Source organism: Anoxybacillus tepidamans PS2, assembly GCF_000620165.1.
Lineage (GTDB): Bacteria > Bacillota > Bacilli > Bacillales > Anoxybacillaceae > Anoxybacteroides > Anoxybacteroides tepidamans_A.
This window is the reverse complement of record NZ_JHVN01000001.1, coordinates 278,222-298,844: the sequence shown is the minus strand read 5'-3', so window position 1 is coordinate 298,844 and position 20,623 is coordinate 278,222. Positions and strand designations below refer to the sequence as shown.

General features: G+C 44.4%; 23 protein-coding genes. 19 read left to right on the top strand and 4 right to left on the bottom strand.

Annotated features, from left to right (window positions below; translation table 11 throughout):
- Positions 1–17: 17 nt before the first annotated feature.
- Both N667_RS18160 and N667_RS0101675 read right to left on the bottom strand, forming a co-directional pair.
- The gene (locus tag N667_RS18160; protein WP_232223870.1) at positions 18–668 is read right to left on the bottom strand and encodes a hypothetical protein; all 651 of its coding nucleotides are present in this window, start codon (positions 666–668) and stop codon (positions 18–20) included.
- Between the two features lie 966 nt (positions 669–1,634).
- Positions 1,635–1,907 carry a hypothetical protein gene (locus N667_RS0101675; RefSeq protein ID WP_027407952.1) on the bottom strand — a complete coding sequence of 91 codons (273 nt, stop codon included), beginning with the start codon at positions 1,905–1,907 and terminating at the stop codon, positions 1,635–1,637.
- 293 nt (positions 1,908–2,200) lie between these two features.
- Between N667_RS0101675 and N667_RS0101670 the strand changes: the two genes are divergently transcribed.
- The 3 genes from N667_RS0101670 to N667_RS0101660 are packed head-to-tail and all read left to right on the top strand — an operon-like array spanning position 2,201 to position 4,010.
- On the top strand, positions 2,201–2,515 hold the full coding sequence (locus N667_RS0101670) for a PadR family transcriptional regulator (protein ID WP_027407951.1): 315 nt from the start codon (positions 2,201–2,203) through the stop codon (positions 2,513–2,515).
- Positions 2,516–2,526: 11 nt separating this feature from the next.
- Positions 2,527–3,159: a hypothetical protein gene (locus tag N667_RS0101665; protein ID WP_027407950.1), complete on the top strand. Its 633-nt coding sequence runs from the start codon at positions 2,527–2,529 to the stop codon at positions 3,157–3,159.
- Between the two features lie 35 nt (positions 3,160–3,194).
- Positions 3,195–4,010, top strand: a complete 816-nt coding sequence (locus N667_RS0101660) for an undecaprenyl-diphosphate phosphatase (protein ID WP_027407949.1) — start codon at positions 3,195–3,197, stop codon at positions 4,008–4,010.
- A 142-nt stretch (positions 4,011–4,152) separates the two neighbouring features.
- On the opposite strand, the gene N667_RS0101655 is transcribed toward N667_RS0101660, so the two are convergent.
- The gene (locus N667_RS0101655; protein WP_027407948.1) at positions 4,153–4,689 is read right to left on the bottom strand and encodes a transcription repressor NadR; all 537 of its coding nucleotides are present in this window, start codon (positions 4,687–4,689) and stop codon (positions 4,153–4,155) included.
- A 6-nt stretch (positions 4,690–4,695) separates the two neighbouring features.
- Positions 4,696–5,829, bottom strand: coding sequence for an IscS subfamily cysteine desulfurase (locus N667_RS0101650; RefSeq protein WP_027407947.1), 1,134 nt, complete (start codon positions 5,827–5,829; stop codon positions 4,696–4,698).
- A gap of 103 nt (positions 5,830–5,932) precedes the next feature.
- On the opposite strand from N667_RS0101650, the gene nadB reads away from it, so the two are divergent.
- The 16 genes from nadB (at position 5,933) to yajC (ending at position 20,608) form a co-directional block, all read left to right on the top strand.
- A complete protein-coding gene (gene nadB, locus N667_RS0101645) occupies positions 5,933–7,474 on the top strand; it encodes an L-aspartate oxidase (RefSeq protein WP_027407946.1) in 1,542 nt (513 codons plus the stop codon).
- Positions 7,471–8,310: a carboxylating nicotinate-nucleotide diphosphorylase gene (gene nadC / locus N667_RS0101640; protein WP_027407945.1), complete on the top strand. Its 840-nt coding sequence runs from the start codon at positions 7,471–7,473 to the stop codon at positions 8,308–8,310. The genes nadB and nadC overlap by 4 nt, the downstream gene beginning before the upstream one ends.
- Before the next feature lie 11 nt (positions 8,311–8,321).
- A complete protein-coding gene (gene nadA, locus N667_RS0101635; protein WP_027407944.1) occupies positions 8,322–9,425 on the top strand; it encodes a quinolinate synthase NadA in 1,104 nt (367 codons plus the stop codon).
- Positions 9,426–9,764: 339 nt separating this feature from the next.
- Entirely contained in the window at positions 9,765–11,069 is a 1,305-nt protein-coding gene (gene safA, locus N667_RS0101630) for a SafA/ExsA family spore coat assembly protein (RefSeq protein ID WP_027407943.1), read from the top strand.
- Positions 11,059–11,982: a phosphotransferase gene (locus N667_RS0101625; RefSeq protein ID WP_027407942.1), complete on the top strand. Its 924-nt coding sequence runs from the start codon at positions 11,059–11,061 to the stop codon at positions 11,980–11,982. The genes safA and N667_RS0101625 overlap by 11 nt, the downstream gene beginning before the upstream one ends.
- Positions 11,983–12,021: 39 nt before the next feature.
- Positions 12,022–12,762: an NAD(+) synthase gene (nadE, locus tag N667_RS0101620; RefSeq protein WP_027407941.1), complete on the top strand. Its 741-nt coding sequence runs from the start codon at positions 12,022–12,024 to the stop codon at positions 12,760–12,762.
- A gap of 130 nt (positions 12,763–12,892) precedes the next feature.
- Positions 12,893–13,621, top strand: coding sequence for a YhcN/YlaJ family sporulation lipoprotein (locus N667_RS0101615; protein ID WP_051529920.1), 729 nt, complete (start codon positions 12,893–12,895; stop codon positions 13,619–13,621).
- A 114-nt stretch (positions 13,622–13,735) separates the two neighbouring features.
- Positions 13,736–14,473, top strand: a complete 738-nt coding sequence (locus N667_RS0101610; RefSeq protein ID WP_027407939.1) for a YebC/PmpR family DNA-binding transcriptional regulator — start codon at positions 13,736–13,738, stop codon at positions 14,471–14,473.
- A gap of 107 nt (positions 14,474–14,580) precedes the next feature.
- On the top strand, positions 14,581–15,591 hold the full coding sequence (locus tag N667_RS0101600) for a DUF3231 family protein (protein WP_232223869.1): 1,011 nt from the start codon (positions 14,581–14,583) through the stop codon (positions 15,589–15,591).
- 107 nt (positions 15,592–15,698) lie between these two features.
- Positions 15,699–16,181 carry an intercompartmental signaling factor BofC gene (locus tag N667_RS0101595; RefSeq protein WP_027407937.1) on the top strand — a complete coding sequence of 161 codons (483 nt, stop codon included), beginning with the start codon at positions 15,699–15,701 and terminating at the stop codon, positions 16,179–16,181.
- Between the two features lie 116 nt (positions 16,182–16,297).
- Positions 16,298–16,897, top strand: a complete 600-nt coding sequence (gene ruvA, locus N667_RS0101590; protein WP_027407936.1) for a Holliday junction branch migration protein RuvA — start codon at positions 16,298–16,300, stop codon at positions 16,895–16,897.
- Between the two features lie 12 nt (positions 16,898–16,909).
- Positions 16,910–17,908: a Holliday junction branch migration DNA helicase RuvB gene (ruvB, locus tag N667_RS0101585; RefSeq protein WP_027407935.1), complete on the top strand. Its 999-nt coding sequence runs from the start codon at positions 16,910–16,912 to the stop codon at positions 17,906–17,908.
- Positions 17,908–18,114: a DUF2905 domain-containing protein gene (locus N667_RS0101580; protein WP_084278833.1), complete on the top strand. Its 207-nt coding sequence runs from the start codon at positions 17,908–17,910 to the stop codon at positions 18,112–18,114. The genes ruvB and N667_RS0101580 overlap by 1 nt, the downstream gene beginning before the upstream one ends.
- 27 nt (positions 18,115–18,141) lie before the next feature.
- Complete coding sequence (gene queA, locus N667_RS0101575) at positions 18,142–19,170, top strand: tRNA preQ1(34) S-adenosylmethionine ribosyltransferase-isomerase QueA (RefSeq protein ID WP_027407933.1); 1,029 nt, start codon at positions 18,142–18,144, stop codon at positions 19,168–19,170.
- Between the two features lie 16 nt (positions 19,171–19,186).
- Positions 19,187–20,326 (top strand): tRNA guanosine(34) transglycosylase Tgt, encoded by a 1,140-nt coding sequence (gene tgt / locus N667_RS0101570; protein WP_027407932.1) that lies wholly within the window; start codon positions 19,187–19,189, stop codon positions 20,324–20,326.
- 15 nt (positions 20,327–20,341) lie between these two features.
- Positions 20,342–20,608: a preprotein translocase subunit YajC gene (gene yajC / locus N667_RS0101565; RefSeq protein WP_027407931.1), complete on the top strand. Its 267-nt coding sequence runs from the start codon at positions 20,342–20,344 to the stop codon at positions 20,606–20,608.
- The last annotated feature ends 15 nt before the right edge of the window (positions 20,609–20,623 follow it).

Below are 20,623 nucleotides of genomic sequence, written 5' to 3'. Positions count from 1 at the left end.
CCTTTCATTACAGTTCACTAAATAGAAAGTTTGTATAAGCTACTAATAATAACGCCAAAAAAGAGGTAGACGGCGATCACAATCATCGCAACACGTTGGACCGGTTTTTCCGTCAAGGAGCGAAGAGCGATGATTTGTACTGCTATGGCCCAGATCGAAAAGACGGAAACGGTGCGCAACAATGCCCATATAAAGGTGTGTTTCGTTATGTAAGGTCCCCACACGCCAAGGGAAAATGGGGAAAAGAGATTCTTTACCCCGAGAAATAGTTGAAATGGAAAGAGAATTATATCTTCAAGTAAGAAAATAAATAAGATTGCTAGTTGAATTGTTAATAGTTTCACAAAACAGATATCAAAAAGCAAATAAAAAATGATAGAGGAAACAAACAAAAATAATAGCGGGATACATATGCCTCCGAAAACATGGCCTAAAACGAATAAAAGTTGTAAAAAAGCAAATTGCTCATCTGTGTATCGGTCAAGATGTTTTGTCAAATCCTCCGCATCAATGCCAAAATACCCCCGCAGCAACGAAAGAACAACGTTAAAAAATAAGAGGATTAAGGCGACAACTGCTACATTTTTTAACCGTTCCGCTTCTCTAAGCTGGGCAAACGCAATTTTGGGCTGAAAAATTTCTTTAAGCGGATTGCTTTTATATACCATCAGTAAATCCCCCAATATGTATCAATATAGACATAAGCATATTGTAATATAAAGGTACAGAATTTGTCATCTGGGGGATTATTTTCAATTATTTCTTTTTGATTCTACTTCTTTATCTTTGATGCAACCATTGAGTTCGAAGGATTTACTTATGACGAGGCGAGAAACCTTCGATAAGATGCGAATAGCAATACGAGTGGGACATGGAAAGTGGTTTGCCTCCTTTAGAAAATTTAAATAAAGAAGCAGTCGCAGGCACGGGCTTTACGTGTCATTTAGATGATTTTACAGAAAACGTTGTTCAATGGGCAAGTGAATGTTACCGCATTAACCTAGTACAGGCAGAAACGTCGCAGCAGAAGATCAGTACGATGTCCAGGATAGCATTCTATCCAAAAACTGCAAGATAGTAGCGTCCAATTATCATTATGCAGAGGGTTATTACGGTAAAGAAAATGGATTATACTATCCAGTGGCTCATTACAAGTTCCTATGTTGTTTAATGATTTACACTTCGTTAAGAGGTGGGAGACTTATCGGTAGATATGTTAAAATCTAGTTGGCATATCTGTTTGAGAGATGAACAAGGGAGTCGGAAAGATGTGGTTAACCGTATGTTTCATTATTCTTATTTTGCTTGGATTATTTATAATGTGGATAGCTATTTTCGGTAATAAGAGAGAAATAAGAGAATTTGGTCCCGGAATCCCAACGGATTTGTTAGAGTTTTTATTTATGATTATTTACAGACTTTTGCCGACGATTTTAAGAAGAGCATTCCTATTTTTATTGGGATTCAGTTTTATAATCGGGGGGATGTATTTATTGCTATTCCGCAAGTGGTAACTGGATACACGCGATTGCTCTTTCTTCGGTTTTGGTACGATATCGAATAATCGTTCTATTTCTGTATAATATAATCTGTTAAAAATCTGCACGTTTAAGAACTCTTTCTTTTTTACATGCTTATCCCCCCATAACGCGTGCCAAATAATAATGGAATCCCCAAACACCTAGAGAACTAAGGCTGCTTAATAGAACAGCGATCGATAAAAAGAGAACGGTATTTGCTTCTGTTCGATAACGAAGCAAAAATGCGATAGATAGTATGATGCTAAAGATGAAAAAAATAGGCGATATTAGCGATAACATATTAAATGGGAATGCAATGTATGTTAAGTAATATGCTATAAATGCCAAATGAACGAGCAAAAGAACAAGAAGAATCATTTTTTTCATATATGTTCACACTCCTTTTCTAGATTTTACAAAAAAATCAATAAAATTCAAATAATTTTCTAAAGGTTTACAAAAATTCGATTTTGAAAATAAGGAAATAGTAAATATGCTCTTTAACCCTTGCATTAGGTCGATATTTAGCAGTGTAAAACCTCACCACCCCGCTGGTGGGTTTTTTCTTTGGGATTTTGAAAGGAAATTTTAAATATTACCTTGCATTATTAAGTAAAATAGTTTACTATTTTTAATTGTTGAGTACTTAATTATTTAAGGTAATTTTGGAGGTCAAAAATGTGAACAAAGAAATGCTGAAAGGGACCATTGACCTTTTAATTCTCTCGATTCTGAACGAAATGGATAGTTACGGATATGAGATCTCAAAAGCCATAAAGGCAAGAACAGAAGGAGCTTTTGAGATACAGGAAGCGACCCTTTATTTGTCCCTCAAAAGGTTGGAAAAGCAAAAAGCGATATCTGCCTATTGGGGTGAAGAGAGCCACGGCGGAAGAAGAAAGTATTATGCTATCACAGAGGAGGGGAAAACATTATTGCGGAAGTTTATCGAAGATTGGAGGCACATGTCTAGCATTGTGGAGCGATTCATTTAGGGGGAAGAAACATGCATCATCTAATAAAAAAAGCCTTTAGTTTAAATGATATTAAGTATGCTTGGATTCTGCTCGTATCTTTTATTAGTTTTGCAGCAACGTTCTATTTAGATCTTTATTATAATCCATCATTCGTTCAGAAAGCTGCTTTGGCGGGATATGGACTGGCTTTCCTTATAGCAACCCTTTGGGCTGCCTTTAATTATATTGGCCATCTTCGCATTAATGTAATGTATCAAAAAAATAATGGTATTCCAGCATTTTTGGAACAATTGGCATTAAGTCATGAAGAAAAATTGGAGCTTCAAGCTTATTTAGAAGACTACGTAACGGGCCAAGTAAACCAAGGAAAAAGCAAAGAGGAAGCAGCAAGAGAAGCGATCAACCAGTTTAAAGTAAAGGAGTTTTCTTCTTTATCGAAAAATACGCTTGTTTTTAATTTGCATGCTCATTACTATTTGGGGGGCTATGCGTTTCTGGCGATTTTAGGGAGTGTGGTGTTGCTTTTGCTTCATGCGAGCTTTTTTAGCCTACCTTGGCTTGTAGGGGCCTATACATTTTTAGCATACGGCGTTGGATTTATAGGCTTGTTCTTTATTTACAAATTGGTGGATAGCGCTCTTTATAAAAAAATCAAAGGCTAATAAACGAGCAAAATAAATGTAAGGGGATTAGATTCATGAACATATGGGAATTACTTGTCGGACTTATTTTAGGTGCTGTAGAAGGATTAACAGAATTTGCGCCCGTTTCTTCTACTGGCCATATGATTATTGTGGATGATATGTGGCTTCGCTCTCAAGATTTTTTAAACGAAAAAGTAGCGAATACATTCAAAGTTGTTATTCAGCTCGGTTCCATTCTTGCAGTGGTCGTTGTTTTCCGAAATCGATTTATTGAGTTATTAGGGTTGAAAAAAGGGACAAGCGGCCGCAGACTGCGTTTAACCCACGTGATTGTTGGATTATTGCCTGCGGGAATTTTGGGGATTTTATTTGAAGACTATATCGATGAACATTTATTTTCAACAAAGACTGTTTTAATTGGACTTGTCATTGGCGCACTATTAATGATTGCGGCTGATTTATTCGGTGGACGCAAACAAACCGTTGAGACAGTGGATCAGATCACATATAAGCAGGCCTTTTCCATTGGGCTTATTCAATGTTTATCGTTGTGGCCTGGATTTTCTCGTTCCGGCTCGACGATATCGGGCGGTGTGCTGCTTGGAATGAGCCACCGGGCAGCGGCGGATTTTACGTTTATTATGGCGGTTCCTATTATGGCAGGGGCTAGCTTTTTGTCGCTTGTAAGCAAATGGAAGTATTTTACCGTAGATGTGATTCCATTTTTTATAGTAGGTTTTATTAGCGCTTTTATTTTCGCGTTAATTTCCATCAAGTTTTTTCTTAAATTAATTAATCGGATTCGGTTGATTCCTTTTGCAGTCTACCGAATCGCATTAGCGTGTTTGATATATATTATCTATTTTTAACATATCCACCGAGAAGTCTCCCACCTCTAAACGAAGTGTAGGTGGGAGAGGTTCATTGGCACACTAAAAAGAAAATCATATATGAACGAAGCTGGCTCCAAAAACATTCATTTAGCATTTTTAGAGCCAGCTTTTTTCTTTATCATTCAATTAAAAACCCCGCTTTTTGCAGTGCGCAGCAAGCGGCGTCAAGCTTCGCCAGCGAATCGGCTTCGAGCGTGTGAAGATGCGTGCCGTCTGTCAGCTGAAGCAAGTATGAAGATTTGGTGTCCTCAATTTTTTGAATGAACTGGTCGACTTCCTGGCGGTTGCTGACCATGACCGAAGCGGTTAAGTCGCCGTAGACAGGGTGTTCAATTTTGACATCTTTGACGGTGACGCCGTGGTCGACGATCAAGTACAGTTCTTCCTTTGTTTGTTCCGGAGTGTGAAAGCATGCGACGATGCGCGTGTACGTTTCGTTTTGCGTTGGTGCTTGCAAATATAAATAGCCTTGGCTTGTAGCAATAATCGGTTCATTGCGCGCTTTTAACAGCGAAATATCTTGCACGATCACTTGGCGGCTGACGTTCGCTTTGGCCGCGAGTTCCGCGCCGGTTAGCGGCCGCTTGCTTTCCTTCAGCCACTCTAAAATGAGCGTTCGCCGCTGTTCTCCTAAAATTTTCTTCTCTTCTTTCATCCGCTTCTACTCCTTTCTATGCTGACAAATCGTTTCGAATACGGATACGAGGCGGTCAATATCTGCTTTCGTCGTCGTTTTGCCAAATGATACGCGAACAAATTGTTTCGCTTCATCATCCTCTTTGCCAATCGCAATCATCGTCCGCGACGGAGCCTGTTTTCCCACTTGGCACGCGCTGCCTGTGGAAATGGCAATGCCGTAACGGTTGCACTCTAACATCGTATATTGCCCCTCAATGCCGTGCACCGAAAGGCCGAGAATGTTTGGCAAGTGCGCGTCGGGATGTCCTTCAACAGCAATCGGCAGCTTTTTCTCATGAATTTGCGAAATTGCATAGTGCCGCAGCTGCTCAAGCCGCGCATGCTCGTCCGCCCGATGTTTGCAAGCGTGCTGCGCAGCGGTGACAAAGGAGGCGATGCCCGGCACGTTGACTGTTCCCGGGCGGAAGCCGGATTCGTGCGTCGCATTGAGGAAGCAAGGCGTCCATTTGATGCGAGGGTCGATATAGACGGCTCCGACGCCTTTTGGGCCGTAAATTTTATGGGCGGAGATGGAAAGGCTGTCCACTCCAAGCGTTTGCAGATCCACTTGTATTTTACCAAATGTTTGCACGCAATCGCTATGAACAATGACGCCATATTTGTGCAAACGGTTGCTGATTTCTGCGATCGGCTGCACGGTGCCAATTTCCGAATTGGCGTGGTGAATCGAGGCGAAAATCGTGCGCTCTGTTACCGCTTGTTCAACTGCCTCCACATCGATAAGCCCGAAGCGGTCCACCGGTATATAGGTGACTTCGTATCCTTCTGTTTCAAGCTGTTGAAACAAATGGTGCAAAGAAGCATGTTCGGTCGCTGTCGTGATAAGGTGATTTCCTTTATGCCGATGCGCTGCAATGATCGAGCGAACAGCAAGGACGTTCGATTCGGTGCCGCCGCTTGTGAAATAAATGCCGCGTTCATCGCCACCAATCAACTCGGCAAGCTGTTTGCGGCAAATGGAAAGCAGGCGGGCCGCGTCGCTTCCGATGTCATGCAGGCTGCTGGAGTTGCCAAAATATAATTTGGCCGCTTCTATATAAGCGGCTAACGCTTCTTCGCTCATCGGAGTTGTTGCTGCGTAGTCGAGATAAATCATCTTGCTCATTCCCTCACATTTGGAAAAATAAAAGTCTTGTCATCAGTTTAATTATATGTCAATATAGGTGTCAAGACAGTAAATAATAACAGGGGGCTTATTCATGCCACAAGCGGATGTCATCATTGTTGGTGGCGGTCTTGCATCGCTTATGACAGCCTATTGTTTACACGAGCATAAAAATGTGATAATTTTCACAAAAACAAAACCTGAGGAAAGTAATTCGTGGCTTGCTCAAGGAGGAGTAGCAGCAGCTTTATCCGAGCAAGATCATTGGAGCTATCATTACGAAGATACACTTGTCGCAGGAGCATATCATAACGATGAATTGGCAGTAGAAGTTCTCGTTCAGGAAGGACCGAAACGGCTTTTACAATTGATTGAAGCTGGATTGCGCTTCGACGCGGATGAGTCCGGTCGATTTCATCTCGGAAAGGAAGGGGCGCATGGCCAAAGACGAATTTTACATGCGGGGGGCGATCAAACTGGAAAGGCGATCGTTTCCTTTTTGCTGGAGAAACTGCGCGGGCGAGTGACGATTATTGAAAATGAAAGAATCACGGATTTAATTGTTCATCACGGACGATGTGTAGGGGTTCGAACTAAAAAGAGCGCTTACTATGCTAATGCTGTCGTTTTGTCGACAGGGGGCTGCGGAACATTGTATTCTTTTTCATCGAATGCGCCGACGGTGACCGGCGACGGCATCGCCTTAGCTTATCGGGCGGGGGCAGCGGTTACCGATATGGAGTTTATTCAATTCCATCCGACGATGCTTTATGTTAATGGCAAAGCGGTAGGACTCATTTCCGAAGCGGTGCGTGGAGAAGGGGCGGTACTGATAACGGAAGACGGAAAAAGATTGATGGAGCATGTGCATCCGCAGCAAGACTTAGCGCCGCGTGATGTCGTAGCGCGGGCGATTCATGGCGAAATCGTCAAAGGCCATCGCATTTATTTGGACATTTCAATGATCCCCAACTTTGCGGAGCGTTTCCCGACGATTGCGGGAATGTGCGAGTCTTACGGTGTGTGCATTGAAAACGGAAAGCTTCCAGTCGTGCCGGGTGCGCATTTTCTTATGGGCGGCATTGTCGTCGATTTGTGGGGAGAAACGACGGTGCCAGGTTTGTATGCGGTCGGTGAAGCGGCTTGTACAGGCGTTCACGGTGCTAATCGTTTAGCGAGCAATTCCTTGCTTGAAGGAATTGTATTCGGCGCGCGGGTAGCCGAAGCGCTGCGCAATGAAGGGCAAACTGCTTTCGCGGCGGATGGAGCGAAAGAATTGAACACGAATCCATTTGAAAAACCGCTGCCGACTAAAGAAGAAATTCAAACAATGATGATGCAACACGTCGGGATTGTGCGTGATGAGCAAAGTTTAACAACGGCTAAAGAATGGTTTGAGCAATTTTCTATCGCGGAACTCGTAAACGCGGATTTAGGTTCCTTAGATGAAGAAGAAATGACGATCGTCTGCATGCTCATTACCGGTTGGTTAATTACGACTTCTGCGCTCGAACGAACTGAAAGCCGTGGGGGGCATTACCGCCTCGACCATCCGCATGAAGTTGAGCAGTGGAGAAAGCGGCGGCTTGAGCGGAGAAAGGATGAACTTGTGGCGAAGATAGGAGGAAGACGATGAATAAGATTAAGCTGGAACAAATGCTGCAGCAGTTTTTTTTAGAAGACATTGGTGAGCGCGACGTGACAAGTGAAACGATTTTTCCGAACAACAACATCGCATCTGGGTCATTTCTCGTAAAGGAAGACGGCGTTTTTTCAGGTGCGGATATCATTACGACCGCTTATCGCTTACTTAATCCTTTGATTGAAGTAACCGTTTACAAACAAGACGGCGAACAAGTAAAAAAAGGGGACATTATCGCGTCCGTCTCTGGTCCTATCGCTCCTTTATTGACAGGCGAACGAGTCATTTTGAACTTGCTTCAGCGCATGAGCGGCATTGCCACATTGACCCATCGGGCGGTGACGATTTTAAACAGCGAACATACGCGCATTTGCGATACACGCAAAACAACGCCGGGGCTCAGAATGCTTGAAAAGTATGCGGTAACGTGCGGCGGCGGGTACAACCATCGCTTCGGGCTTTATGATGCGGTGATGATTAAAGATAATCACATTGCGTTTTGCGGTTCCATTACAAAAGCGATCGAGGCGGTGCGCAGCAAGCTAGGCCATATGGTGAAAATCGAAGTGGAGACGGAAACGAAAGAACAAGTCATGGAAGCGGTAGAAGCAGGCGCGGATGTCATTATGTTTGACAATCGCACGCCGGCTGAAGTGACAGAGTTTGTCCAACTTGTGCCGTCATCCATTATTACGGAGGCATCAGGCGGCATTACGCTCGATAACCTCGCACAGTACGGCGATACGGGCGTCGATTATATTTCATTAGGTTTTCTAACTCATTCCGCAAAAGCGTTAGATATTAGTTTTAATATCGAAGGATGGAAATAGGGGGAAAAACAATGAACGTGTTGGAAATGATGCAAAAGCAAGACAATATGCCGGAAATATACAAAACGATGAGCGTCGAAGAGATGGAAGCGCGCGTACGGGCAATTAAAGAAAAACTGGGCGATCGGTTGTTTGTTCCTGGTCATCATTATCAAAAAGACGAAGTGATTCAGTTTGCCGATGCGACGGGTGATTCGCTGCAGCTCGCGCAGGTGGCGGCAAAGAATAAGCAGGCGGAATATATCGTTTTTTGCGGCGTTCATTTCATGGCGGAAACAGCTGATATTTTAACGTCAGAACAGCAAAAAGTGATTTTGCCGGATATGCGCGCAGGCTGTTCGATGGCTGATATGGCGGATTTGGCTCAAGTCGAACGGGCATGGCCGATCTTGCAGGAACTGTTCGGCGATACGATTTTGCCGTTGACATATGTTAACTCGACAGCGGCGATCAAAGCGTTTGTTGGCCGAAACGGCGGGGCGACTGTGACATCTTCCAATGCTGAGAAAATGGTCGCTTGGGCGCTCAAGCAAAAAGAGCGAATCTTTTTCTTGCCAGATCAACATTTAGGAAGAAATACGGCTTATAAACTTGGAATCGCCCTTGATGAAATGGCGGTCTGGAATCCGCTCACCGATTCGCTTGAATATGAAGGCGATGTGAGCCGCGTGAAAGTGATTCTTTGGAAAGGGCATTGCTCGGTGCATGAGAATTTTACGGTGAAACATATCGAATATATCCGCCAAACAAAGCCGGATATGAAAATTATTGTTCATCCGGAGTGCAGTTGGGAAGTGGTGCAAAAATCGGATGACGCTGGCTCAACGAAATACATTATTGAAACAATCGAAAACGCTCCAGCGGGAAGCAAATGGGCCATTGGAACGGAAATGAACCTGGTGAACCGTTTAATCCAAAAACACCAAGATAAAGAAATTGTTTCGCTCAATCCATACATGTGCCCATGTTTAACAATGAACCGCATCGATTTGCCGCACTTCTTATGGGCGCTAGAATCATTAGAGCAAGGAAAAATTATTAACCAAATTACTGTTCCTGCTTCGATTGCGAAGGATGCGGTGCAGGCGCTCGAGCGAATGCTGGCGCTTGCGTAAAACGAGGCTGTCTCAAAAGGTGATTCAATCGACCTTTTGGGCCAGCCTTTTGTTTTTCTAAATGGTCTCTTTCCTTATTTTTTCATAAACGAAAAATCGGCCTCATTGACCAAGGGATTTTCCCCCTTCGCAAAAGCTTGATTTGTACAAGCAGTGGCCTATTTGCAATGTGTTTATTTTTCGCATACATCGTGTTGTTGATCTTTGAATTCGAAGGAGCATTTCATATTTTTTTATCATAAATTTGCCATTCTTCTCATAATTTATGTTGAAGGATGATGGCGACAACGATGGGATGAAATAGAATGTTAATTGTTTGAGTGTTAGGAGGGGAACGGAGTGAAAATCCATATTGTCCAAAAGGGAGATACGCTTTGGAAAATTGCGCAAAAATACGGGGTCGATTTTGAGCAATTAAAAAAGATAAACGGTCAATTAAGTAATCCAGATGACATTATGCCGGGAATGAAAATTAAAATTCCGACAGCCGGTGTCCCAGTGAAAAAAGAGGCGCCGAAAAAGGAAGCAAAAATCAATTTCGCTCCCAAAAAAGAACAGCCTATTCAACAGCATCCATTTGCGAACGAAAAACCGTTCGTTTCATTCAACATGGAAGCGGAAATCACTCCAAACGTGAATGTCAATCCGCCTAAACAAGAGCTGCCGAAAGCGCCGATTCAAGAAACACCGAAAGAACTGCCAAAAGCGCCAACAGTTGAAGTTCCAAAAGAAATGCCGAAAGCTCCAATAGCGAATGTTCCAAAAGAAATTCCAAAAGAAGCGCCGAAAACTCCAGCATATGAAGGACCGAAGCCTAATCCAGCAGAAATGAATAAATCACCAGAAAAGGATTGGGGACATAACATTCCGCCTGTTTCACCGCAGACAAAAGCGAATTTCCCGAATCAAATGCCAACCATGCCACCGATTCCGCCAAAGCCGGCGAATATTTTGCCAAACATTATGAACGCGGATGTCGAGCATCATGAAAGCCCGGAAAACAATGTGCAAGCGGATTTGCCGCCGGAACTCCCGACGATTCCGTACGTTCCAGTTGCGCCGCAGCAACAAATGCCTATGTACACAGCACCAGCACAACCGCCTCTGCAAGAGCAGCAATGCATCCCTGTTACGCCCCTTATGCCTGGGTACGGGTTTTACTATCCGCCAGTTCCGATGGCACCGATTGCGCCGATGGCTTCCCCAATGATGTCGCCGCCACCGCTTCACGGGGAAAGCAGCTCACACCAATTCCCAGGAATTCATGAAAGTGGCGAATCTCATGAGTGGACGCCGCCGCAACCGCCGATGTCGCAAACGATACCTGCCTCGCCACAGCCGCAAACTATGCCGACTGCACCGATGCAAGGGCCGGGATCGTATTATGCGGCGCCGATGACGCCAAGTTACGGATGGCAACCGCAGACGTATCCACAGCCTTACACGACAGCTGCTCCGTACTCGCCAATGTACCAGCAACAGCCGTTGGGGTATCCAGGTTATCAGGCAGGTGCGCCAACCTATTCGCCGGCACAAATGCAGCCGATGTATGGCCCAGCCGCACAGCCATCCTCTTTTCCGCCAAGACCGCAACAATTCTTTATGATGCCGGAATACGGGGAGAGCAGCGAACGTGAAGAATAAAGAATGGAGAGACGAGCAACATCGTCTCTTTCTTTTTCTGAAAGCGGGATATGGGTTGTGCGTGAAAGATTTTATAGCCGTAAAGCCGCACGTATGGATCATTGATACGAATCAAGGCAAGTGGGTATTCAAAAAATACAACTCCTTTTTCGAAGCTTCTCGGCAGATGATGTTTATGCGTCTATTAAAGAAAGCGGGGTTTCAAGCGGCACCTTCCATTGATGGCATCATTTCGTTTGATAGTAGCTACTGGACGGTGCAAACATACATTTCTAAAGCGAAACCGTTAACATTCAAGGATGAAGCAGATCGAAATAGCGGCCTCGAGCTGCTTAGCGAGTACCACTTCTTTTCACGGCAGTTGTTGGACAACCCCTTTTTTCGAACAATGCTGCCCCATTATAATCTTTACGAAAAATGGCGGCAGCGGTACGCTTTTTTCCTTTATCACTTGCCGCTGTGGGAACGAATGATGAAGCGTGAGGAACTTTCATTTATATTGCAATGCGCTAACTATTTTTTCGAGCAGTACCCGAAATGTTCCTACTCCTTTTCTCGGGAAAGAGCGACGATTATTCATGGAGATGTTGCTTCTCATAATTTTTTGCGCACAGAGCGAGGAGATATATATTTAATCGATTATGATTTAATGGCAGTTGCTTCTTCGAGCATTGATTATTTGCAATATGCTAGCCGCGTGTTGCCACATGTAGACTGGACGTTGGCCTATTTAGAGGAGAGGGAGTTGTTTCAACCGCTGCTTGAGCAACGGTGGTTTTTAATATCTCTTGTGTTTCCGGCTGATGTAATGCGGGAATGTCGGTTTTTCATGCGTTCGGCCAAACGTTTTTCCATTTCTGATTTGGAATATCGCAAACAGTTTGTGCAAAAAATCATGAGTATGATAAGATAGCGTATATGTCATTTTTCGTGTAAAAGGAGTCAGATTAGGATGGAAGAAAAAATTTCCAAATTGATTGAGTGGCTTCGTGAACAGGTGCACAAAGCCGGATTAAATGGAGCGATTGTCGGGATTAGCGGGGGAATTGATTCAGCTGTTGTTGCTCATTTAATTAAGCGGGCGTTTCCAGACCAATCGCTAGGATTAATTATGCCGTGCAAAAGCAATCCGAAAGATAAAGAAGACGCCTTAAAAGTAGTAGAAAGCTGCGGAATCAAACATTTAATCATTGATTTAACAGAAACACATCAAACGCTGTTTAGCGAAATCGAAAAACAGCTCAAAGAAAAAGGCGAATGGAATGAAGAAACGGCGCGCCTTGGCGATGCCAATACGCGTGCGCGCTTGCGCATGACGACATTGTATGCAGTAGCAAACAACTATGGCTACATCGTTGTTGGAACGGATAATGCGGCCGAATGGCATACAGGATATTTTACAAAATACGGAGATGGAGGCGTCGACCTCGTTCCGCTTGTTCATTTTACCAAAGGGGAAGTGCGCGAAATGGCTCGTATCCTCGGCGTCCCTGAAGAAATCATTACGAAAGCGCCGAGCGCCGGTCTTTGGGAAGGGCAAACGGACGAAAATGAGATGGGAACAACCTATGAGATGATTGATAAGTATTTAAAAGGGGAGGAAATTCCTGAAAAAGATCGTCTCATTATTGAAAAATTACATAATCGGTCGCACCATAAGCGGCAATTGGCTGCCGCACCGCCAAAATTTTAGTTTTCTTGGCATCACAGAAAAGCCCGCATACATTTTTGCCGCTAACTAACAGCGATAAAACTCTCCCCTATTTGCCAAGCTAAAAATGGGTCGATATGTTTGACCCGAGGCAAATAAGGGGGGTTTTCCGTTGAGAAGGACAATCGCGACAATCGGCATTTTTTGTTGTGTAAGCGGACTTGCAGCATGCGCTAATTATGCGGAAGACCGTACGACCCGTTATCGTGATGATACGCGGCCGATCGGTTATTATTCGACTGACAGACAAGATGCATATAATCGTTACGGGATGAATCGGGAAAACCACGGAAATGCCTATATCATCGATAACCGGAACGGCCCGCTGTCTGATTTATTGGATACGAACACGAATCAAGGCCGTTATGATGCATCGGATCGTTACGATATGGCCACTCCGTCGTTGCCGCGCAGGGCGAATTTCGGGGAAACAACGGATCGAAACTACCATGGTCATTTAAACTCCATGAACAACGGTAAGACGCATCCTTCCTATTACCGATATTATGACGGACGTTTGGCCGAGACGTTAGCGAAGCAAGCAGCTAAGGTCGAAAAAGTCGATGATGCCCGCGCGCTCGTTTATAAAAATCATGTGCTTGTAGCTATTCGGACAAATGAAGCGAATAAAAACCAAGTAGAACAGCGGGTGGCTAAAGCGATTGCGCCGTATACAAGAGGCAAACATGTGCGTGTTGTGTCCAATCCAAGCATGTATCAACGCGCCCGAGTCATCGATAACAACATACGATATGGCCGCCCATTTGACGAAATCGAACGCGATTTAAAAACGATTTTCTATAACGGAAAAATTATTGAACGTCCAGCGAATACAAGATAATAACCGAAGGAGATGCTTTTTGCAGGCATCTCCTTTTTTATGTGAAATTTACCGCTTCCCGTTTTTTTGTTATATTAGTATTGGAAATTCGTGTGGTGAGAGGAGAAGTTGAAAGTGGCTGGACATTCCAAATGGAAAAATATCCAACGTCGAAAAAATGCACAAGATGCGAAACGCGGCAAGCTGTTTATGAAATTGGCGAAGGAGATTTATGTCGCAGCAAAAATGGGCGGCGGCGATCCAAATGCAAATGCCAGCTTACGTCTCGTGATTGAAAAAGCTAAAGCGGCCAATATGCCGAACGAAAATATTGAACGGGCGATCAAGAAAGCGACCGGCAATCAAGAGCAGGCGAACTACGAAGAAATTCGTTACGAAGGATATGGTCCAGGCGGTGTCGCCATCATGGTCGTCTGTTTGACGGAGAATAAAAACCGCACCGCTTCAAACGTTCGTGTAGCATTTTCCAAAAATGGAGGAAATCTTGGCGAAACCGGATGCGTGTCCTATTTATTTGAAAGAAAAGGATTGCTTGTTATTGCCCGCGAAGAACTGACTATCGACGAAGATGAGATGCTTCTTCAAGCGATTGAGGCGGGAGCGGAGGAAATGGAAACAACGGAAGATTCCTTTGAAATTTATACTGCACCGGAGCATTTTGAAGAGGTGAAAAATCAGCTTCAAGCAAACGGGTTTACGTTTGCAACTGCTGAAATTACTATGATTCCGCAAACGTACACAACACTTTCCGGCGATGACTTAACGAAAATGCTTAAGCTCATCGATATGCTCGAAGATGATGACGATGTGCAGGAAGTGTACCACAATTTAGACGAATCGGAGATTGAATGATTGAATAAAAATAAGCGTAAGGAATCGCTCCTATCGGCGATTTCTTTTTCTTTTTACATACTTCATTTTTTTACAGAGCATAATAATGGTCAAATGGAGGGATGACCATGGAAACGACGAAAGTGCAGTTAACAAGCGCTGAAATCGCTAATATATGGAATTTATGCATGCAAGACAGCATGGTAGAGTGTGTAATGACCCATTTTAAACATACGGTTGAAGACAAAGAAGTAAAAATGATCGTTGAACAAATGCTTCAGCTTGTCGGGAACCATCTTAATAAGATTGAGCAATTGTTGAGCGAAGAAGGAATTGTGAAACCGGAGGGGTTTCCAATCGACAAGCATGTCAATTTGAACGCACCCAAGCTTTTTTCGGATGTGTTTTATCTCGAGTATGCGAACCAAATGACCCAGTTCAAAATTTCTTCCCATATGACGTCGATTGTGATGGCATCTCGCCGGGATATCCATGAATTATTTACCCAATTTATCCAAGACGCAATTGAAGTCAATCGCAGCGTGCGCGACGTGATGAAGCAAAAAGGAGTCTATATTCGTCCCCCTTACATGTCTTATCCGAAAAAAGTGGATTATGTTGAGAAACAAAACTTTCTAACAGGATGGTTCGGGCGAAGAAGGCCGCTGTTAGCAGTAGAGGCAGCATATTTAGTTGCGAACTCGATCAACAATAGAATTGCCCAAGCGACACTAATCGGTTTTGCGCAAGTGGCACAAGATCCCGAGATTCGAAATTTCTTTTTGCGCGGGAAAAAGGTTTGTTCTGATATTATGGTTTCCATTTTTGATGTTCTCCAAGAAGCTGATCTTCCCGCATCAATGACGTGGGATACGGTCGTGACTGATTCAACCACCGCCCCATTTTCAGAACAGCTGATGCTCTTTTTAATTAATGCGCTGTCAAGCTTGGGGATTGCCATGTATGGGCAAGCGCTGGCGCTAACGATGCGGCGGGATGTAGCGGCTCTTTACGCCACTCTTATGGGCAAAGCTGGCACGTACGCGGAAGATGGGCTTAATTTGATGATCGAAAGAGGCTGGCTTGAGCAGCCGCCGCATTTTCTTGATCGCCAACGACTTATTGAAGAGTCAAGATAAAGTGCTCACCTTCCATTTCGAGTGAGCGTTTTTTGTGCGGATAAAATTTTGCGAACAGGGTGAAACTAGAAATACATTTCATCTTTACCAAGAAAGAGGGGAAAGCAATGCGCATTTTGCTTGCTTGCTTGCTCGCTTCCATTCCGCTGTTAGGCTCTTCACTTGGATTTGCTCAGGCACCTAAAGCGGAAATGACTGTAATTTTAGAGCGGATGTATTTAGACGGGGAAGTGAGCGAAGAAGTTAAAAAAGAAGCTGTAGCGTCGATGAAGGATCTATGGGAAAAATATAAAGGATGGCAGCTTGTTGATCTCGATGATAAGCAAATCGTTTTTCAAAAAACGGTTCACGATATTTCCCCGCTATTAAAAGCGAATGGATATTTTGGGTTAACGGAAGATGGAACGCTATCAATTTTCGAAGGGAAGCCAAGCAAATCATCGCGTGTCATTCAGTCATTCTTTCAAATTGATATCAAAAGACTAGAAAGCCATCAGCAACAGCGTCTGAAAAAAGGCATTCGTGTTGTTTCAAAAGCGCGATATCAAGATATTATTGAAACATATCGCCCGTTTGCGCTCAATCCGTAAAAGACTTATCGATTTTGATAAGTCTTTTTGTTTTGCGAAAAGAGGAATATACATTCGCTTTTTAAAAATCATATGGTAAAATGAAAAACAGTGAGAAAAAGGAGAGGGGAACGATCTTGATTGAGTTTGTAAGAGGATATATTGATTATGTTTGTCCCGAATACATCGTGATGGAGGTAAATGGAGTCGGCTATCAAATTTTTGTCCCGAATCCATTTTCGTTTCGGCCGAGTCGTGATACAATCATGACGGTTTATACATACCATTATGTACGTGAAGATGTGATCGCTTTATACGGTTTTCGCACGCGTGAGGAAAGGACGCTGTTTGCTAAGCTTTTGCAAGTTTCCGGAATTGGCCCAAAAGGCGGGCTTGCCATTTTAGCTACCGGAGATGTAAGGCGGTTAGTGCAAGCGATCGAGGAGGAAAATGAAGCGTTTTTATGCAAATTTCCAGGAGTGGGAAAAAAGACGGCGAGACAAATGATTCTAGATTTAAAAGGAAAATTGCAGCATGTGATGCCTGATGCGATGCCAAATTTATTTGCTGAGTGGGAACATATCGATCGGTCTACTGCCCTTGATGAAGCGATCGAGGCGTTAAAGGCCCTTGGATATGCGGAACGGGAAATTCGGAAGATCACACCAATTTTAAAACAGGAAACGTTGTCGACCGATCAATATATTAAGCGCGCGTTACAATTATTATTAAAGTAGGGAGGGAGAACGATGGAAGAGCGTCTTGTATCAAGCGGTGCCTCGAGCGAAGATGTGTCGCTCGAATACAGCCTTCGTCCGCAACTGTTGCGCGATTATATTGGACAAGATAAAGTAAAGGAAAATTTAAAAGTGTTTATTGAAGCGGCAAAGATGCGGGGAGAAACGCTTGATCATGTGCTTTTATACGGACCGCCCGGGCTTGGGAAAACGACGCTTGCAGCTATTATTGCAAACGAAATGGGCGTTCAGCTGCGCACGACGTCAGGCCCTGCCATCGAGCGTCCTGGGGATTTGGCGGCCATTTTAACGTCTCTTGAGCCGGGAGACGTGCTGTTTATCGACGAAATCCATCGCCTCCATCGTTCGATTGAGGAAGTGTTGTATCCAGCCATGGAGGATTATTGCTTAGATATTGTGATCGGCAAAGGCGAGGCGGCGCGCTCCATTCGCATCGATTTGCCGCCGTTTACGCTCGTAGGCGCTACGACAAGGGCGGGAGCGCTGTCTGCACCGCTTCGTGATCGATTTGGCGTGCTAAGCCGTCTTGAGTACTATGGACCTGAGCAACTTGCGCAAATTGTCAAGCGCACAGCGGATATTCTTGGGGTTGAGATTGAGGAGGCGGCTGCTTTTGAAATTGCGCGCCGTTCACGCGGCACGCCGCGCATTGCCAATCGGCTGTTGCGCCGAGTGAGAGATTTTGCCCAGGTGAAGGGCGATGGTATGATTGCGTATGCACTGGGAGTCGAGGCGCTCGAATCATTGCAAGTGGACCGTTTAGGACTTGACCATATTGACCATAAATTATTGAGAGCGATGATCGAGAAGTTTCGCGGCGGTCCTGTAGGAATAGATACCATTGCGGCCACCATCGGGGAGGAGGCGCAAACAATCGAAGATGTGTACGAACCATATTTGTTGCAGATCGGTTTTTTGCAGCGCACTCCGCGCGGCCGCATCGTCACTCATCGCGTCTATGAACATTTTGGAATGGAGGTTCCCAAATGATGAGCAGCTTTCCGAAAATGATTATGACGATCGGTGCCATTCTCATTGTTGTCGGTTTTCTCATGCAATTTATTAAACTAGGCAGACTTCCAGGAGATATTGTCATTCAAAAAGGGAATACAACCTTTTATTTTCCGGTTGTAACGTCGATCGTTTTGAGTGTCGTGCTTTCGCTTATTTTTTACCTTATTGGCCGCTTTCGTTAATTTCAAAAAAGGAGAAGGTGAGCGTTTATGAAAATAGACTTGTTTGATTTTTATTTACCTGAGGAATTAATTGCCCAAACTCCTCTTCCAGATCGGGAAGCGTCAAGATTAATGGTGCTTGACAAACGTACAGGTGAAACAAAACATGAAACCTTTCGAGCGATTTTATCGTATTTACGTGAAGGGGATTGTCTTGTTTTAAATGATACACGGGTATTGCCGGCGCGCCTTTATGGCGAAAAAGAAGATACAGGGGCCAAAATTGAAGTGCTTTTGTTAAAGCAAGTGGAAGGAGACCGCTGGGAAACGCTCGTGAAACCGGCCAAGCGTGTCAAGGAAGGAACGAAAATCATCTTTGGCGATGGTCGTCTCACAGCGATTTGCCGCGAGACGCTCGAACATGGCGGAAGAATGTTAGAATTCTTCTATGACGGCATTTTTTACGAAGTGTTGGAATCGCTCGGTGAAATGCCGCTTCCACCTTATATCAAAGAGCAGCTAGATGACCGTGAACGCTATCAAACTGTATACGCTCGCGAGCGCGGCTCAGCCGCAGCGCCAACCGCGGGGCTCCATTTTACGGAGAAACTGCTTGAAGATATTCGTCAAAAAGGAGTTCATATCGCGTTTATTACACTTCATGTCGGCCTTGGTACGTTCCGTCCTGTCAATGTTGAAAACATCGAGGAGCACGATATGCATGCCGAATTTTATCAAATGACAGAGGGAACGGCACGCCTTTTAAATGAAGTAAAAGAGCGGGGCGGACGAATTATTGCGGTTGGGACGACGTCGACGCGTACGCTCGAAACGATCGCGTCCCGCCATAACGGTACGTTTGTCGCTGAAAGCGGCTGGACCGATATTTTCATTTACCCGGGCTACGAGTTTAAAGCGATTGACGGCATGGTCACAAACTTCCATTTGCCGAAATCGACGCTGATTATGCTTGTCAGCGCCTTAGCCGGACGTGAAAACGTGTTGCGCGCTTATGAAGAAGCGGTGAAAGAGCGCTATCGCTTCTTTAGCTTCGGGGATGCCATGTTAATTATCTAGGAAAGGAGCTACCGATTTGACACCCATTCGTTATGAACTGATTAAAACGTGTAAACAAACAGGGGCACGGCTCGGCATGATCCACACCCCGCACGGATCGTTTGAAACACCGATGTTCATGCCAGTTGGAACATTAGCCACTGTCAAAACGTTGTCGCCGGAAGAATTAAAAGAAATGGGCGCAGGCATCATTTTAAGCAATACATATCATTTATGGCTCCGCCCGGGCCATGAAATCGTGAAAGAAGCGGGCGGGCTGCATTCATTTATGAATTGGGACCGTGGCATTTTGACGGATTCAGGCGGCTTTCAAGTATTTAGTTTGAGCGAGTTTCGCAAAATAGAAGAAGAGGGAGTTTATTTCCGCAATCATTTAAACGGAGATAAGCTATTTCTTTCGCCTGAAAAAGCGATGGAAATCCAAAATGCGCTCGGCCCTGACATTATGATGGCGTTTGATGAATGCCCGCCGTATCCGGCGACGTATGAATATATGAAAAAGTCTGTTGAACGGACAAGCCGCTGGGCGGAACGCTGTTTAAAAGCCCATAAGCGCCCTAATGAACAAGGGTTATTTGGCATCGTTCAAGGGGGCGAATTTGAAGATTTGCGCAAACAAAGCGCACAAGATCTTGTTTCTCTTGATTTCCCAGGCTATGCTGTAGGCGGTTTGTCGGTTGGGGAGCCAAAGGAAATTATGAACCGGGTGCTCGAATTTACAACACCGCTCTTGCCGGCTAATAAACCGCGCTATTTAATGGGAGTTGGCTCTCCGGATTCCCTCATCGATGGGGCGATCCGCGGCATTGATATGTTTGATTGCGTCTTGCCAACGCGCATCGGCCGGAACGGAACGGTGATGACGAGCGAAGGGCGCGTGGTGATTAAAAATGCGCAATACGCGCGCGATTTCACGCCGCTTGACCCGAACTGCGACTGTTATACATGCCGCAATTATACGCGCGCTTACATTCGCCATTTGATTAAATGCGATGAAACATTTGGTATTCGCTTAACTTCTTACCATAATGTCTATTTTCTGATAAAATTAATGGAGCAAGTGAGACAAGCGATTCGTGAGGATCGCCTCGGCGATTTCCGCGAGGAATTTTTCGAACGATATGGATTTAATCAACCAAATGCGAAAAACTTTTAGAAAGGGGGGAAAACGATGGCATCACTTGTGAATCTTTTACCGATTGTGTTAATGTTCGCGATTTTCTATTTCTTGCTCATTCGCCCGCAGCAAAAACGTCAGCGCGCTGTGCAGCAGATGCAGGCGAATCTGCAGAAAGGCGACAAAATTGTAACGATTGGCGGATTGCATGGAATTATCGACTCATTAGATGAAAACAAAGTCGTCATCCGTGCAGGAGACGGAACTCGTCTTACATATGATCGTTCTGCCGTTCGTGAAGTCGTAACAGAAAATAAATAAATGGAAAAAAGGCTG